We start from the raw sequence: 15,729 nt of genomic DNA on the forward strand, positions 1-15,729 counted from the left end.
CTCCTCCGGTGCCCCGCGCAATCAGACAGCCCCGCAAGCTCGGGCGCGGGGCGCCGGACGGATCTCCCCCCCCCAAACTTCTGCACAACCTCCCGCCGGGTCAGGCGGCGAAGGAGATGGTTCACGTGTCCGCTACGCCCGTGCTGGCGTTGCGCGGGGTCCACAAGCGGTTCGGTGCCGTTCAGGCGCTCACCGACGTAGAGCTTGAGGTCCACGCCGGTGAGGTGGTCGCCCTGGTGGGCGACAACGGTGCCGGAAAGTCCACGCTGGTCAAGACGATCGCCGGCGTGCACCCCATCGATGAGGGCGTCATCGAGTGGGAAGGCAAGACCGTCCAGGTCAACAAGCCGCACGACGCCCAGAACCTGGGCATCGCGACGGTGTACCAGGACCTCGCGCTGTGCGACAACATCGACGTCGTCGGCAACCTCTACCTCGGCCGGGAGCTCCGCCGTCGCGGGGTGCTGGACGAGGTCGAGATGGAGCGGCGCTCGCGCGAGCTGCTGGACCAGCTCTCCATCCGCATCCCCAGCGTGCGCATCCCGATCGCCTCGCTGTCCGGCGGTCAGCGCCAGGTCGTGGCCATCGCCCGCTCCATGCTCGGAGAGCCCAAGCTGGTCATCCTCGACGAGCCCACCGCGGCGCTCGGCGTCGAGCAGACCGCCCAGGTCCTCGACCTGGTGGAACGGCTGCGGGAGCGCGGTCACGCCGTCATCCTCATCAGCCACAACATGGCCGACGTCAAGGCGGTCGCCGACAAGGTGGCCGTGCTGCGTCTCGGCAGGAACAACGGCGTCTTCGAGGTCAAGTCGACCTCGCAGGAAGAGATCATCTCCGCCATCACCGGCGCCACGGACAACGCCGTGACCCGTCGTGCGGCGCGCACCAATGGGGAGATCAAGAAGTGAGCATCGACAAGACCTCCACGCCTCCCGAGGACACCCCTGTGGAGAACCCCGAGGCGGCACGCGGCGCCGATGTCGCCGTCGACCCCCGCCTGCTGGTGCGCGAACAGGGCTTCGCGGGCTACATCACCGAGTTCAAGCGCAAGATCAAGGCCGGTGACCTCGGCTCCATCCCGGTCGTCATCGGTCTGGCGGTCATCTGGATCATCTTCCAGAGCCTGAACTCCAACTTCCTCACCGCGGGCAACCTGTCCGACATCTCCGTCGCCATGGTGGGCACGGGCATGATCGCCGTCGGCATCGTCTTCGTGCTGCTGCTCGGCGAGATCGACCTCTCGGTCGGCTCGGTCTCCGGTGTCGCGGGTGCCGCGTACGCGGTGCTGAGCGTCACCCACGGCATGTCCGCGTGGCTCGCCCTCGTGCTGTCCATCCTCGTGGGCACGGCCGCCGGTGCGATCCACGGCTTCTTCTTCGCGAAGATCGGTGTCCCGGCGTTCGCCGTCACCCTGGCCGGTCTGCTCTTCTGGAACGGCTTCATGCTCCAGATCCTGGGCGACAGCGGCACCATCAACCTCGACAGCAACGGCCTGGTCGCCCAGCTGACCAGCTACTACTTCTCCGACGTCGCCGCCGCCTACGGGCTCGCGGCCGCGGTGACCGTGCTGTTCTTCCTCACCTCCTTCCTCGGCAACAAGCGCCGCGAGGCGGCCGGCGTGCCGTCGCGCCCGCTGAGCGAGACCGTCCTGCGCACCGTGCTGCTGGCGATCGTGTCGTTCGCCGCCGCCGCCGTGTACAACCAGTACAAGGGCCTGCCGCTGGCCGTCGTCATCTTCGTCGGCGTGCTGATCCTCACGGACTTCGTGCTGCGCCGCACCGCGTACGGCCGCAAGATCTTCGCGCTCGGCGGCAGCGTCGAGGCGTCCCGCCGTGCCGGTATCAACGTCGCCTGGGTCCGGATCTCGGTCTTCGCGATCTCGGGCACCTTCGCGGCGATCGGCGGTCTCTTCATCGCCTCCAAGATCGCCTCGGCCAACCAGGGCGCCGGCGGCGGTGACCTGCTGATGAACGCCATCGCGGCGGCCGTGATCGGTGGCACGTCCCTCTTCGGCGGCCGCGGCCGCACCTGGAACGCGCTCCTCGGTGTGCTGGTGATCGTCTCGATCCAGTACGGCCTCGCCCTGGAGGGCATCGCCTCGCCGGTCCAGTACATGATCACCGGTGGTGTTCTGCTCGCCACAGTCGTCATCGACGCGGTGACCCGCAAGACCCAGAAGACCGCTGGTCGCGCGTAGCGCCCCCGGTTTCGAGACAGCGCCCGGTGCCGGAAAGGCGCCGGGCGCTGTCGTGTCGCGCAAAGCATGAACATTAGACTCGACGGGCCCGGCAAAGCTCGATCAGCTCAACGCAAGGAGGCACGGGTGCCGCTGCTGACCCGCATCAGGGGACCGCGCGATCTGGACCGGCTCAGCCTGGAGGAGCTGGACCAGCTGGCAGGGGAGATCCGGACCTTCCTCGTCGACGCCGTCTCCAAGACCGGCGGCCACCTCGGTCCCAACCTGGGCGTGGTCGAGCTCACCATCGCCCTCCACCGCGTCTTCGAGTCCCCCAAGGACAAGGTGCTGTGGGACACCGGCCACCAGTCCTACGTGCACAAGCTGCTGACCGGCCGGCAGGACTTCTCCCGCCTGAAAATGAAGGGCGGCCTGTCGGGCTACCCCTCGCAGGCCGAGTCCGAGCACGACGTCATCGAGAACAGCCACGCCTCCACGGTGCTCGGCTGGGCCGACGGCATCGCCAAGGCCAACCAGCTGATGAAGCGGGACAGCCACGTCGCCGCCGTCATCGGCGACGGCGCGCTGACCGGCGGCATGGCCTGGGAGGCCCTCAACAACATCGCCGACGCCAAGGACCGCCCGCTGGTCATCGTCGTCAACGACAACGAGCGGTCGTACGCGCCCACCATCGGCGGGCTCGCCAACCACCTGGCGACGCTGCGCACCACGGACGGCTACGAGCGCTTCCTGGCCCGCACCAAGGAGGTGCTGGAGCGCACCCCGGTGGTCGGGAAGCCGCTGTACGAGACCCTGCACGGCGCCAAGAAAGGGCTGAAGGACTTCATCGCCCCGCAGGGCATGTTCGAGGACCTGGGCCTGAAGTACGTCGGCCCGATCGACGGCCACGACATCGAGGCCCTGGAGTCCGCGCTGGCCCGCGCCAAGCGGTTCGGCGGCCCGGTGATCGTGCACATCCTCACCGAGAAGGGACGCGGCTACCAGCCCGCCCTCCAGGACGAGGCCGACCGCTTCCACGCCGTCGGTAAGATCCACCCGGACACCGGTCTGCCGATCGCCTCCTCCGGCGCCGACTGGACCTCCGTCTTCGGTGACGAGATGGTCCGCCTCGGCGAGGAGCGGGAGGACGTCGTCGCCATCACGGCGGCCATGCTCCAGCCGGTCGGCCTGGACAGGTTCGCCAAGCGATTCCCCGAACGGGTGTACGACGTTGGGATCGCGGAGCAGCACGGCGCCGTCTCCGCGGCCGGTCTCGCCCACGCCGGGGTGCACCCCGTCTTCGCGGTGTACGCCACCTTCCTCAACCGCGCCTTCGACCAGGTCCTGATGGACGTTGCCCTGCACAAGTGCGGGGTGACGTTCGTGCTGGACCGCGCCGGTGTCACCGGCACCGACGGCGCCTCCCACAACGGCATGTGGGACATGTCGATCCTCCAGGTCGTGCCGGGGCTCCGGCTGGCCGCGCCGCGCGACGCCGACCAGGTGCGGGCGCAGCTGCGCGAGGCCGTCGCCGTCGACGACGCGCCGACCGTGGTGCGCTTCTCCAAGGGCGCCGTCGGCCCCGCCGTACCGGCCGTGGGCCGCGTCGGCGGCATGGACGTGCTGCGCGAGCCCGGCACCGACCGGCCGGACGTGCTGCTGGTCTCCGTGGGCGCCCTCGCGCCGATGTGCCTGGAGATCGCCGGCCTGCTCGACAGGCAGGGCATCTCCACCACGGTGGTCGACCCCCGCTGGGTCAAGCCCGTCGACGAGGCCATGGCACCGCTCGCCGAGCGGCACCGGGTCGTCGTCACCGTCGAGGACAACAGCCGGGTCGGCGGTGTCGGCTCCGCGGTCGCCCAGGCCCTGCGCGACGCGGGCGTGGACGTGCCGCTGCGCGACTTCGGCATCCCGCCGCGCTTCCTCGACCACGCCTCGCGCGCCGAGGTGCTCGCCGAGATCGGGCTGACCGCTCCGGACATCGCCCGTCAGGTCACCGGGCTGGTCGCGCGGCTCGACGGCCGGTTCGACCGTACGGCCGACACGGTGGACTCCGTGGAGCCCGCGCGCGACTAGGACGGCTTGCAAGTACGGGCCGGTTCCGCCGCTTCTCCAGGTGGCGGAACCGGCCCGTCTGCGTGAACCTGCCTGTGCCGGGGCATACGCACCCCGACCCTCTCGATCATGTTGAGCCATATCGAGGTCTCACAAGCGTGGGAGGCAGGAACGTGAGCAGCTCGCTCTTCAGGACGAAGAACGTCGAGCAGTCCATCCGGGACACCGAGGAACCGGAGCACTCGCTCAAGAAGACCCTCTCCGCGCTCGATCTGACCGTCTTCGGCGTCGGTGTCATCATCGGCACCGGCATCTTCGTCCTCACCGGACAGGTCGCCAAGAACAACGCCGGTCCGGCGGTGGCGCTCGCCTTCGTGGTGGCCGGCGTGGTCTGCGCCCTCGCCGCCCTCTGCTACGCCGAGTTCGCGTCCACGGTCCCCGTGGCCGGCTCGGCGTACACGTTCAGCTACGCCTCCCTGGGCGAGCTGCCCGCCTGGATCATCGGCTGGGACCTGGTCCTGGAGTTCGCCCTCGGCACGGCGGTGGTGGCGGTCGGCTGGTCCGGTTACATGCGCTCCCTGCTGGACAACGCGGGCTGGCACCTGCCCGCGTACCTGTCGGGCCGCGACAACGCCCACGGCTTCGGCTTCGACATCCTCGCCGCCGCCCTGGTGCTGGTGCTCACCGGCATCCTCGTCCTCGGCATGAAGCTCTCGGCCCGGATCACCTCGCTCGTCGTGGCCATCAAGGTGGCCGTCGTGCTCATCGTGATCATCGCCGGTGCCTTCTTCGTCCGCGGCGAGAACTACCGCCCCTTCGTCCCGAAGCCCCAGCCGGTACCGGCGGGCGGCGACCTCAAGGCGCCGCTCATCCAGCTGATGTTCGGCTGGGCGCCCGCCAACTTCGGTGTGATGGGCATCTTCACCGCCGCCTCCGTGGTGTTCTTCGCGTTCATCGGCTTCGACATCGTCGCCACCGCCGCCGAGGAGACCCGCAACCCGCAGCGCGACATGCCCCGCGGCATCCTCGGCTCGCTGGCCGTCTGCACCGTGCTCTACGTGGCCGTGTCCATCGTCGTCACCGGCATGGAGAAGTACACCCGGCTGTCCGTGGAGGCGCCGCTCGCCGACGCCTTCAAGGCGATCGGGCACCCCTGGTTCGCGGGCGTGATCAGCTTCGGCGCCGCCATCGGCCTGACCACGGTCTGCCTGATCCTGCTGCTCGGCCAGACCCGGGTGTTCTTCGCGATGAGCCGCGACGGGCTGCTGCCGCGCTTCTTCTCACGGGTGCACCCGCGGTTCAAGACCCCGCACCGGCCGACCATCCTGCTCGGCGTGATCATCGCGATCGTCGCCGGGTTCACCAGCCTGGCCGAGCTGGCCGAGCTGGTGAACATCGGCACCCTGTTCGCGTTCGTGGTCGTGGCGATCAGCGTGATCATCCTCCGCAGGACCCGCCCGGACCTGCCGCGCGCCTTCCGCACCCCCTGGGTGCCGGTCGTGCCGATCGTGTCGGTGTGCGCCACGCTGTGGCTGATGCTCAACCTGCCCGCCGAGACCTGGCTGCGGTTCGCCATCTGGATGGTGATCGGCTTCTTCGTCTACTTCTTCTACGGCCGCACGCACAGCCGTCTGGCCCGGCGCGACCCGAGCCCGGCGGCCGACGTCCCTCAGCCGCCCGCCGGCTGAGGCCCGCTAGGCCCTCAGCCGAGCACCGCCCGCGGGCCGGCCACCTCCGCGCCCAGTTCCCCCACCCGCCGGCGCAGCTCGCGGTCGGCGGTGACGACCAGACAGGCGCGGTCGGCGGCGGCCGCCGCGAGTTCCACGATGCGGTCGTCGCCGCTGCCCGGTGCCTCCTCGACGCGCACCCCGGGAACCGAGGGCACCCCCCGGGCGGCACCCTCCACGACCAGCACCAGCTCCACCGGTCCCGGCAGGCCCGCCGCGCCGGAGCCCGCGTACGGCACCAGCCGGTCGCGCAGCCGCTCGGCGGCCCCGCGCCGGTCGCGCCACCAGCCGTCGGGCACCGACCCGACGACGTTCGCGCCGTCGACGACGAGCAGCGGCAGCGGCGGGTGCGGGGCGTGCGGGGTGTCAGCGGCGTCCGTCATGCCTGCCATGTTCCCCCCCGGCTCACCGAGTTCCGCTGGACCCGTCCCACCCGCGGGTGATCTCGCCGATCGCGGCGACCGCCCGTTCGGCGGCCTCCCCGCCGGCGCGCACCACAGGGGAGAGCTCGACGTGCAGGAACGACACGTGATCCGCGTCGGCGATGTGGCCCTGCACGTTCAGCGTGCCCTCCAGCGGACAGGTACGCGCCCAGGCCCGGCACACCGAGAAGCCGTGCGCGGTCAGGGCGTCCGCGAGTCTGCGGCCGTCCTCGACACCGGTCGTCCCGGTGCCGGTGGAGGTGATCGCGTCGTAGTCCGGGGCGGCGGAGGCCGCGAAGCCGTGGAGCTGGACGCCGGGCATGCCCCGGCGGGCCAGTTCGGCGCAGACGGCGCTGAAGACGGAGTCCGCGCGGTGCGCCACGTCCGCGGAGTTGCCCACTCCGGCCTTGCGGTGCGCTCCAGCGATGATCAGAACGCCACCGGGGGTGCCCCGGAGCACCCGCACCCCCAGCTGCTCCGTGCCCCGGTCGAACACGGGGTGCGGGACCTGGACCGACCAGCGCGGGCGGTGGTCGAGATCGAGGTAGACGCGCCCCCAGCCGCGCGGCGACGCGGAGCCGTCGGTGCGGTCGGCCACCTCGGCGAGGTGCCGCCCGGAGACCCGGTCGACGACGGTGCGCAGACTGAAGTCCTCACGCGCCAGCAGCTTCTCGGCCTGCGCGCGGTGTCCGTCGAGCAGCTGCCCGACCGCCTGCGCGATGGCCTGGCGGTCGGCCGGGCCGGGCTGCCGGTAGCCGTACCCGGGGCCGAACCGGCTGGTGAACTGCGCGACGGTGCTCGCCAGGTCGATGCGCTCGGGTCCCTTCGGGTCGGCCCGGCCGGAGCCGCCGCGGGTGTGCTGGAGCAGCACCGTGAGCCCGCCGGCCAGGGCGGCGAGAACCAGCAGGACTGCTGCGATCGTCAGGGTGCGTGGGCGGGTGGCTCTCATGGTGTCATCAAGATATCCCGGTGAACAGACGCCTCAGCCGCGCCCTGTTGACACTGCTGCCCCCGCTGTCCCTGCCGGCCCCGGTTGTCCCGGGGTGCGAAGCGGCCGTCAGCGGCTCGGGGGAGGGGGCGGGCCGGGGCCCGGCGGCCCCGGCTTAGAGTGATCCGGTGAACGGCGACTGGCTCCTTCGCGGCCGAGACGGCCGGCTCAGTGTCTACCAGCTGTCCGGCGACGCCGTACTGTGCCGGGCGGAACGCGGGCCCGGCGGCCCCTGGTCCGCCGCCCGCAGGATCGGCGGGGAGCAGCGCCTGCACCCCGTCCTGGCGCTCGGTCAGGGAGCCGACGGCTACGCGCACCTGGTGTCCTGGCGGCCCACGGCCAAGGGCGAGTCGGGGCTGGTGCACTCCACCCACTTCCGCCCCCACCTCGCGGCCCTGGACTGGCACCCGATCGGCCACCCGCACCAGAAGGGCGACCGGACGGGCACGCCCGCCGTGGCGGTCGACGCACAGGGCCGCGCACACGTCTTCGTCCCCGGATCCGACGGCGGGGTGAGCCTGCTCGCGCAGAAGGAGAAGGGCGGCTGGGAGCCCTGGCGGGACCTCGGGGGCCGCGGGGTGCGCGACGGCCTGGCGGCGCTGACGGGGGAGTCCGGCCGGGTCGAGCTGTACGCGGCCGTGCCCGACGGCATCGCGCACTGGCGCCAGGAGGAGCCGGGCGCCGAGCCGGTCCTCCGGGAGACCCTGCGGGCCGAGGTCCGCCCGGGCACCCTGCACGCCCTCGCCACGTCCGCGGACCGCACGACCGTCTTCTACACCGGCACCGGCGGTGACGTCAGCGCCTGGCGGCCCGGCACCGGACCCGTCGTCGTGCTGCCCTCCGCGGGCCACGGCCCGGTCGCCGCGGTCCGCTGCGAACTCGACGGCCACGACTGCACGTTGCTCGCCCAGCGCTCGGCGGACGGCCGGGTCGCCTTCGCCGCCTATCCGACCGAGCTGGAGTCGGCCGGCGCCTGGTGGACCGAGTCCGGCCCGCAACTGCCGGTGGACGCGGCGGTCGCCCTGACGACGGACGAGGACGGCCGGGTCGTCGCGGCAACGTTGTCCACCTCCACCGGCAAACTCCTCCTGACCCGCCGCAAGGACGAACCGGGGCTGGCACTGGAGGCGTGGCAGCCCGTCTGACATGCGAAAGGGCCCCCGCCGCCGCGGGGGCCCTTCCTCATGTCACCGGTGTCACGCGGGAACGCCGGCCACGCCCTGGGCCAGGAACCTCTTGCCGTTCACGCGCTCCGAGACGCCCTCGCGGTCCAGGTACGGCGTGATGCCGCCCAGGTGGAAGGGCCAGCCGGCGCCCGTGATCAGGCACAGGTCGATGTCCTGGGCCTCGGCGACGACGCCCTCGTCGAGCATGAGCCCGATCTCCTGCGCCACCGCGTCGAGCACCCGGGCCCGCACCTGCTCCTCGGTCAGGACGACGTCGCCCTGCTCCAGCAGCGCGGCGACCTCCGGGTCCAGCTCCGGCTTGCCGCTGTCGTACACGTAGAAACCGCGCTTGCCGGCCTTGACGACCGCGGCGAGGTTCGAGGAGACGGTGAAGCGGTCCGGGAACGCCCGGTTGAGGGTCTCCGAGACGTGCAGGCCGATCGCCGGGCCGACCAGCTCCAGCAGGACCAGCGGGGACATCGGCAGGCCCAGCGGCTCGATCGCCTTCTCGGCGACCGCGACGGGGGTGCCCTCGTCGATGACGTTCTGGATCTCGCCCATGAAGCGGGTCAGGATGCGGTTCACGACGAACGCCGGGGCGTCCTTGGTGAGGACCGCGGTCTTCTTCAGCTTCTTGGCGACGGCGAACGCCGTGGCCAGCGAGGCGTCGTCCGTCCGCTCGCCGCGGACGATCTCCAGCAGCGGCAGGATCGCGACCGGGTTGAAGAAGTGGAAGCCGACGACCCGCTCGGGGTGCTGCAGTTTCGACGCCATCTCCGACACGGACAGGGAGGAGGTGTTGGTCGCGAGGATCGCGTGCGCCGGGGCGACCGCCTCGACCTCCGCGAACACCTTCTGCTTGACGCCCATCTCCTCGAAGACCGCTTCGATGATGAAGTCGGCGTCCGCGAAGCCCTCGGCCTTGTCCAGCACACCGGTCACCAGCGCCTTGAGGCGGTTGGCCTTGTCCTGGTTGATCCGGCCCTTGCCGAGCAGCTTCTCGATCTCGGCGTGGACGTAGCCCACACCCTTGTCGACGCGCTCCTGGTCGATGTCGGTCAGCACGACCGGCACCTCCAGGCGGCGCAGGAAGAGCAGGGCCAGCTGCGAGGCCATCAGACCGGCGCCGACGACGCCGACCTTGGTGACCGGGCGGGCCAGGTTCTTGTCCGGGGCGCCGGCCGGGCGCTTGCCGCGCTTCTGCACGAGGTTGAACGCGTAGATGCCCGCGCGCAGTTCGCCGCCCATGATGAGGTCGGCGAGGGCCTGGTCCTCGGCGTCGTAGCCCTGCTGCAGGTCGCCGTTCTTGGCGGCCTCGATGATGTCGAGGGCGCGGTAGGCGGCCGGGGCGGCGCCGTGCACCTTGGAGTCCGCGACGAAACGGCCCCGGGCGACGGCCTGGTCCCAGGCCTCGCCGCGGTCGACCGCCGGGCGCTCGACCTTGACGTCGCCCTTGAGGACCTGCGCGGTCCACAGCAGCGACTGCTCCAGGAAGTCGGCGCCCTCGAAGAGGGCGTCGGCGATGCCGAGCTCGAAGACCTGCTTGCCCTTGAGCTGCTTGTTCTGGTTCAGCGAGTTCTCGATGACGACCGAGACGGCCTTGTCGGCGCCGATCAGGTTCGGCAGCAGCGTGCAGCCGCCCCAGCCGGGGACCAGCCCGAGGAAGACCTCGGGCAGCGAGAACGCGGGGATCGCCTTGGAGACGGTCCGGTAGGTGCAGTGCAGGCCGACCTCGACGCCGCCGCCCATCGCCGCGCCGTTGTAGTAGGCGAACGTCGGCACGGCGAGGTTCGCGAGGCGCTTGAAGACCTCGTGGCCGCCCTTGCCGATGGCCAGCGCGTCCTCGTGCCTCTTCAGCAGCTCGACGCCCTTGAGGTCGGCGCCGACCGCGAAGATGAACGGCTTGCCGGTGACACCGACACCGACGACGGTGCCCTCGGCCGCCTCCTTCTCGACCTGGTCGATCGCGGCGTTGAGGTTCGCCAGCGAGGCCGGTCCGAAGGTGGTCGGCTTGGTGTGGTCCAGGCCGTTGTCCAGCGTGATGAGCGCGAAGCGCCCGGCACCGAACGGGAGGTCGAAGTGGCGTACGTGCGCCGACGTCACGACCTCGTCGGGGAACAGCTCGGCCGCACCCTTCAAAAGCTCAGCGGTGGTGCTCACTTGTCCCCCTCGAAGTGCGGGTTCTCCCAGATGACCGTCGCGCCCATGCCGAAGCCGACGCACATGGTGGTCAGGCCGTAGCGGACCTGCGGCTGCTCCTCGAACTGGCGGGCCAGCTGCGTCATCAGACGGACGCCGGAGGAGGCCAGCGGGTGACCGAAGGCGATGGCGCCGCCGTACTGGTTGACGCGCGCGTCGTCGTCGGCGATGCCGTAGTGCTCGAGGAAGGCCAGGACCTGGACGGCGAAGGCCTCGTTGACCTCGAACAGGCCGATGTCGGAGATGGACAGGCCCGCCTGGGCCAGCGCCTTCTCCGTGGCCGGGATCGGGCCGTAGCCCATGACCTCGGGCTCGACGCCCGCGAAGGCGTACGACACCAGGCGCATCTTGACCGGCAGACCGTTCTCGCGGGCGAAGTCCTCGCTCGCGATGATCGACGCGGTGGCGCCGTCGTTCAGACCGGCCGCGTTGCCCGCGGTGACCCGGCCGTGCACGCGGAACGGCGTCTTGAGGCCGGACAGGTTCTCCAGCGTGGTGCCCGGGCGCATCGGCTCGTCGGCGGTGACCAGGCCCCAGCCGGTCTCGCCGGCCTCGGGGCTGGTGCGGCGCACCGAGATCGGCACCAGGTCCTGCTGGATCTTGCCGTTGGCGTACGCCTTGGCGGCCTTCTCCTGCGAGCGCACCGCGTACTCGTCGGCGCGCTGCTTGGTGATGCTCGGGTAGCGATCGTGCAGGTTCTCGGCGGTCATGCCCATGAACAGGGCGGACTCGTCGACCAGCTTCTCGCTGACGAAGCGCGGGTTCGGGTCCACGCCCTCGCCCATCGGGTGGCGGCCCATGTGCTCCACGCCACCGGCGATGACGGCGTCGTAGGCGCCGAAGGCGATCGAACCGGCGGTGGTCGTCACGGCGGTCAGGGCGCCGGCGCACATGCGGTCGATGGAGTAGCCGGGGACGGACTGCGGCAGGCCCGCGAGGATGCCGGCCGTGCGGCCGAGGGTCAGGCCCTGGTCGCCGATCTGCGTGGTCGCGGCGATGGCGACCTCGTCGATCTTCTTCGGGTCCAGACCGGGGTTGCGGCGCAGCAGCTCCCGGATCGCCTTCACGACGAGGTCGTCGGCGCGGGTCTCGTGGTAGATGCCCTTCGGGCCCGCCTTGCCGAACGGGGTGCGGACGCCGTCGACGAAGACGACGTCCCTGACGGTACGAGGCACGATGGCTCTCCTCCAGGGTGCGGGATGGCACTGCTGCGCGGCGCTGCGCTGAGCGCGCGCTCAGGACCCATGCTACTTATGAGTAACGTAGCTGCACAGTCCTGCCGGGGGGAGCGGCGAACGTCACACCGAACGGCGTAGCGGCCGACCATCTTGGCGAGATCTCGACGGGCCGCCGGCACCCCGGCCGGACCGCAGGTACCCAGAACGTGCCGAGGCACCCAGGACCGGGCCGGAGTACCTCAGGATCGAGCCAAGGCGCCCTTGGCCGGGGCGCCCCTGATCGAGCCCGGGGCACCCCTGGTCCGGTCGAGGCACCCAGGCGCGCGCCCGGGGCCCCTGATCGGGCGGCAGCCGGGCCGGAGCACCCCGGGTCGGGCCGGAGCGCCCAGGCCGGGCCAGGTCGCGGGAGAACGACGGCGTGTCACGGGCACGGGGCCGGTGGGCCCGGCGTGGCGGACCCGGCGGGCGGTCGTGGCGTGGGCGGGCGCGGCGGCCCCGCAGCGGCGGGAACCGCCGGTCAGGGCCCGGCGCCCGCGCCCTGGACTTCCGCGCCCTGGACTTCCGCGCCCTGGACTTCCGCGCCCTGGACTTCCGCGCCCTGGGCGCCCGCGTCCTAGGCGCCCGTGCCGGTTCCGGTCAGTGCCGCGACGAGCACCGGCGTGACCAGTTCCACCTGCCACGGCCGTGCGCCGTATCCGGCCAGCGCGGCCCCCACCGAAGCGGTGTCGGCCACGGCGGGCGGCTCCCAGCACAGGCGCCGCACGGTGTCCGGCGACACCAGGTTCTCCTGGGGCATGGTGAGCCGCTCGGCCAGGGCCGACACGCCGGCCCGCGCGGCCGACAGCCGCGCCGCGGCGGCCGGGTCCTTGTCGGCCCAGGCCCGCGGGGGCGGCGGACCGGTCACCGGCTGGCCCGGCTGGGGCAGCGAGGTGTCCGGCAGGGCCTTGGCCCGGTCCACGGCCGCCTGCCACTGGTCCAGCTGTCGCCGCCCGGTCCGGTGCCCGAAGCCGTTCAGCGAGCCCAGCGCGTGCACGTTGACCGGCAGCGCCAGCGCGGCCTCCACGATGGCCGCGTCAGACAGCACCTTGCCCGGCGACACGTCCCGTCGCTGGGCGATGCGGTCCCGCGTCTCCCACAGTTCCCGGACGACGGCCAGCTGCCGGCGCCGCCGCACCTTGTGCATCCCGGACGTCCGGCGCCAGGGGTCCTTGCGGGGCTCGGCCGGCGGCGCGGTCGCGATCGCGTCGAACTCCTGCAGGGCCCACTCCAGCTTGCCCTGGCGGTCCAGCTCCTTCTCCAGGGCGTCCCGCAGGTCGACCAGGAGCTCCACGTCCAGGGCCGCGTAGCGCAGCCACGGCTCGGGCAGCGGGCGCGTCGACCAGTCGACGGCGGAGTGGCCCTTCTCCAGGACGAAGCCGAGGACGCCCTCGACCATGGCGCCGAGGCCCACCCGGGGGAACCCGGCGAGCCGGCCCGCCAGCTCGGTGTCGAACAGGCTGGTGGGGAGCATGCCTATCTCGCGCAGGCAGGGCAGGTCCTGGGTGGCCGCGTGCAGCACCCACTCGACGCCGGACAGCGCCTCGCCGAGCCCGGACAGGTCGGGGCAGGCGACGGGGTCGATCAGCGCGGTGCCGGCGCCCTCGCGGCGCAGCTGCACCAGGTAGGCGCGCTGGCCGTAGCGGTAGCCGGAGGCGCGCTCGGCGTCCACGGCGACCGGACCGGAGCCGGCGGCGAACGCGGCGGTCACCTCGGCGAGGACGGCCGCGTCCGTGACCACGGGCGGAATGCCCTCGCGCGGTTCGAGCAACGGAGTCGGCGCCCCCATCACAGAAGATCCGGCGTCGTCCGGAGGCGTGCCTCCGTTGCTGCGCAGGGAGCTGTCTGCTGCGGTGTCTTGGGCGTCGGTCACCTGTCAAGGGTATCCGTGTATGGACGGCGCCCGTCGCCGGAACGTTCCGTCGACGGGCGCCGGGGGGTCGTAAACCAGTCAGCCCGGTGAAACCGCCGGTTCACGTGAGTGACCGGCCGCTCCTTGGAAGAGGGCAGTGGGGAGGGGCACCGGAAGAGGCTCGGGAGGGGCTTCGAAGAGGGGCGGGGAGGGGGTCAGTGGATGATTCCGGTACGCAGGGCCACGGCCACCATGCCGGCCCGGTCGCCGGTGCCCAGCTTGCGGGCGATCCGGGCGAGGTGGCTCTTCACGGTCAGGGCGGACAGGCCCATCGAGACGCCGATCGCCTTGTTCGACTGGCCCTCCGCGACCAGCCGGAGCACCTCGACCTCGCGTCCGGACAGCTCGCGGTAGCCACCCGGGTGGCTCGGGGCACCCGGGGGGCGGCGGTGCATCCGGGCGGCGGCACCGAGGGGAGTGGCGCCCGGTCGGGTGGGGAGCCCGATGTTGGTGCGGGTGCCGGTGACGACGTAGCCCTTGACCCCGCCGGCCAGGGCGTTGCGGACCGCGCCGATGTCGTCGGCGGCGGACAGGGCGAGACCGTTGGGCCAGCCGGCGGCGCGGGTCTCGGACAGCAGGGTCAGGCCGGAGCCGTCGGGCAGGTGGACGTCGGCGACGCAGATGTCGCGGGGGTTGCCGATGCGGGGACGAGCCTCCGCGATGGACGAGGCCTCGATGACGTCGCGCACGCCGAGCGCCCACAGGTGGCGGGTGACGGTCGAGCGCACGCGCGGGTCGGCCACGACCACCATGGCGGTCGGCTTGTTCGGGCGGTAGGCGACCAGGCTTGCGGGTTGCTCAAGGAGAACGGACACCAGGCCTCCTGGGGTGGGGGGACGGGGCCGGCTTGTGGGGATGAAGCCGGGACGAACCGTGCTTTGAAGGTCACAGTCGTCTTCGGCAGCAAACTCGTCCGCCTTTAGAGAATGATCACGATCTAGTGAGTAACAATCTGTGCAATTCGGACACGCGATCGATCATCCGAAGATCGAATCGGTTCAAGCGGATGCGATTCGAGTGCGCAATGTGGCCGTATCGACAAAGAGATGGTCAACAGGCCGCCCTGGAGGGCCGAGCCGCCGGAGCCCGGCCCTCACATCACCGGGACTGCGGACCTCGCCGCTGCGGCAGCGTCACCACCGAGGCGTCGCCGGGACCGGCCGGCGGCAGTCCCCCGACCTGGGCCAGCAGGTCGCACCAGGAGGCCAGGTGGGCCCCCGTGTCCGGCACCCCGCCGAGGCCCTCGCGGGGCGTCCAGGAGGCCCGGATCTCGATCTGCGAGGCGGGCGGCCGCTCGGACAGCCCGCCGAAGTAGTGCGAACTCGCGCGCGTGATCGTGCCGCTCGGCTCCCCGTAGCCGAGCCCGCGTGCCTGCAGCGCCCCGGTCAGCCACGACCAGCACACCTCCGGCAGCAGCGGATCGGCCGCCATCTCCGCCTCCAGCTCCGCGCGCACCAGCGTCACCAGCCGGAACGTGCCCCGCCAGGCGTCGTGCCCGGCCGGGTCGTGCAGCAGCACCAGCCGGCCGTCGGCCAGCTCCTGCTCACCGTCGACCACCACGGCCTCCAGCGCGTACGCGTGCGGGGCGAGCCGCTGCGGCGCCGGTGTCGGCTCCACCTCGATCTGCGGCCGAAGCCGGCTGCCGCGCAGGGCGTCCACCGCGGCCCGGAAAGCCGGCGGGCCCGAGGTACTGGAGTGCCGGTCCGCTTCGTCGCTGTCCTTCACGTCGTCCATTCCATCAGCGCTGTCCGACATTCGTCCGTGAGCCGCAGCCATGCGGGGAAGAGTAAGGGGAAGCGGGGCCTTGTGCAGGCAAGACACCCCGCGCCGTTCGCTGCCGCCGCCTGGGCGCCTTCGGGCCCCGGTGACG

Annotated in this window: 12 protein-coding genes; 5 read left to right on the forward strand and 7 right to left on the reverse strand. The window is 71.9% G+C overall.

Translation table 11 applies throughout. From position 1 onward, the window contains the following. Positions 1-116 precede the first annotated feature (116 nt). The 4 genes from ACZ7FF_RS20205 (at position 117) to ACZ7FF_RS20220 (ending at position 5,919) form a co-directional block, all read left to right on the forward strand. A complete protein-coding gene (locus tag ACZ7FF_RS20205) occupies positions 117-908 on the forward strand; it encodes an ATP-binding cassette domain-containing protein (protein WP_470813595.1) in 792 nt (263 codons plus the stop codon). After that, on the forward strand, positions 905-2,197 hold the full coding sequence (locus tag ACZ7FF_RS20210; RefSeq protein ID WP_470813596.1) for a sugar ABC transporter permease: 1,293 nt from the start codon (positions 905-907) through the stop codon (positions 2,195-2,197). The genes ACZ7FF_RS20205 and ACZ7FF_RS20210 overlap by 4 nt, the downstream gene beginning before the upstream one ends. A gap of 126 nt (positions 2,198-2,323) precedes the next feature. Then, positions 2,324-4,252, forward strand: coding sequence for a 1-deoxy-D-xylulose-5-phosphate synthase (gene dxs / locus ACZ7FF_RS20215; RefSeq protein ID WP_470813597.1), 1,929 nt, complete (start codon positions 2,324-2,326; stop codon positions 4,250-4,252). A gap of 152 nt (positions 4,253-4,404) precedes the next feature. Continuing rightward, positions 4,405-5,919: an amino acid permease gene (locus ACZ7FF_RS20220; protein WP_470813598.1), complete on the forward strand. Its 1,515-nt coding sequence runs from the start codon at positions 4,405-4,407 to the stop codon at positions 5,917-5,919. 14 nt (positions 5,920-5,933) lie between these two features. Here the strand turns inward: ACZ7FF_RS20220 and ACZ7FF_RS20225 are convergent, their stop codons facing one another. Next, on the reverse strand, positions 5,934-6,341 hold the full coding sequence (locus tag ACZ7FF_RS20225) for an NTP pyrophosphohydrolase (protein ID WP_470813599.1): 408 nt from the start codon (positions 6,339-6,341) through the stop codon (positions 5,934-5,936). A gap of 22 nt (positions 6,342-6,363) precedes the next feature. Further along, positions 6,364-7,329 (reverse strand): hypothetical protein, encoded by a 966-nt coding sequence (locus ACZ7FF_RS20230; protein ID WP_470813600.1) that lies wholly within the window; start codon positions 7,327-7,329, stop codon positions 6,364-6,366. A gap of 167 nt (positions 7,330-7,496) precedes the next feature. On the opposite strand from ACZ7FF_RS20230, the gene ACZ7FF_RS20235 reads away from it, so the two are divergent. Beyond that, a complete protein-coding gene (locus tag ACZ7FF_RS20235; protein WP_470813601.1) occupies positions 7,497-8,513 on the forward strand; it encodes a DUF8189 domain-containing protein in 1,017 nt (338 codons plus the stop codon). 51 nt (positions 8,514-8,564) lie between these two features. On the opposite strand, the gene ACZ7FF_RS20240 is transcribed toward ACZ7FF_RS20235, so the two are convergent. The 5 genes from ACZ7FF_RS20240 to ACZ7FF_RS20260 form a co-directional block, all read right to left on the reverse strand. Beyond that, positions 8,565-10,694, reverse strand: coding sequence for a 3-hydroxyacyl-CoA dehydrogenase NAD-binding domain-containing protein (locus ACZ7FF_RS20240; protein ID WP_470813602.1), 2,130 nt, complete (start codon positions 10,692-10,694; stop codon positions 8,565-8,567). After that, positions 10,691-11,908, reverse strand: coding sequence for a thiolase family protein (locus ACZ7FF_RS20245; RefSeq protein ID WP_470813603.1), 1,218 nt, complete (start codon positions 11,906-11,908; stop codon positions 10,691-10,693). The genes ACZ7FF_RS20240 and ACZ7FF_RS20245 overlap by 4 nt, the downstream gene beginning before the upstream one ends. 616 nt (positions 11,909-12,524) lie before the next feature. Continuing rightward, a complete protein-coding gene (locus ACZ7FF_RS20250) occupies positions 12,525-13,820 on the reverse strand; it encodes a ribonuclease D (protein WP_470813604.1) in 1,296 nt (431 codons plus the stop codon). A gap of 194 nt (positions 13,821-14,014) precedes the next feature. Beyond that, a complete protein-coding gene (locus ACZ7FF_RS20255; protein ID WP_387512466.1) occupies positions 14,015-14,674 on the reverse strand; it encodes a helix-turn-helix transcriptional regulator in 660 nt (219 codons plus the stop codon). Between the two features lie 283 nt (positions 14,675-14,957). Beyond that, complete coding sequence (locus ACZ7FF_RS20260) at positions 14,958-15,635, reverse strand: DUF3000 domain-containing protein (RefSeq protein ID WP_470813605.1); 678 nt, start codon at positions 15,633-15,635, stop codon at positions 14,958-14,960. Positions 15,636-15,729 lie beyond the last annotated feature (94 nt).

The sequence above is a fragment of the Streptomyces sp. NPDC037126 genome (genome assembly GCF_055605965.1).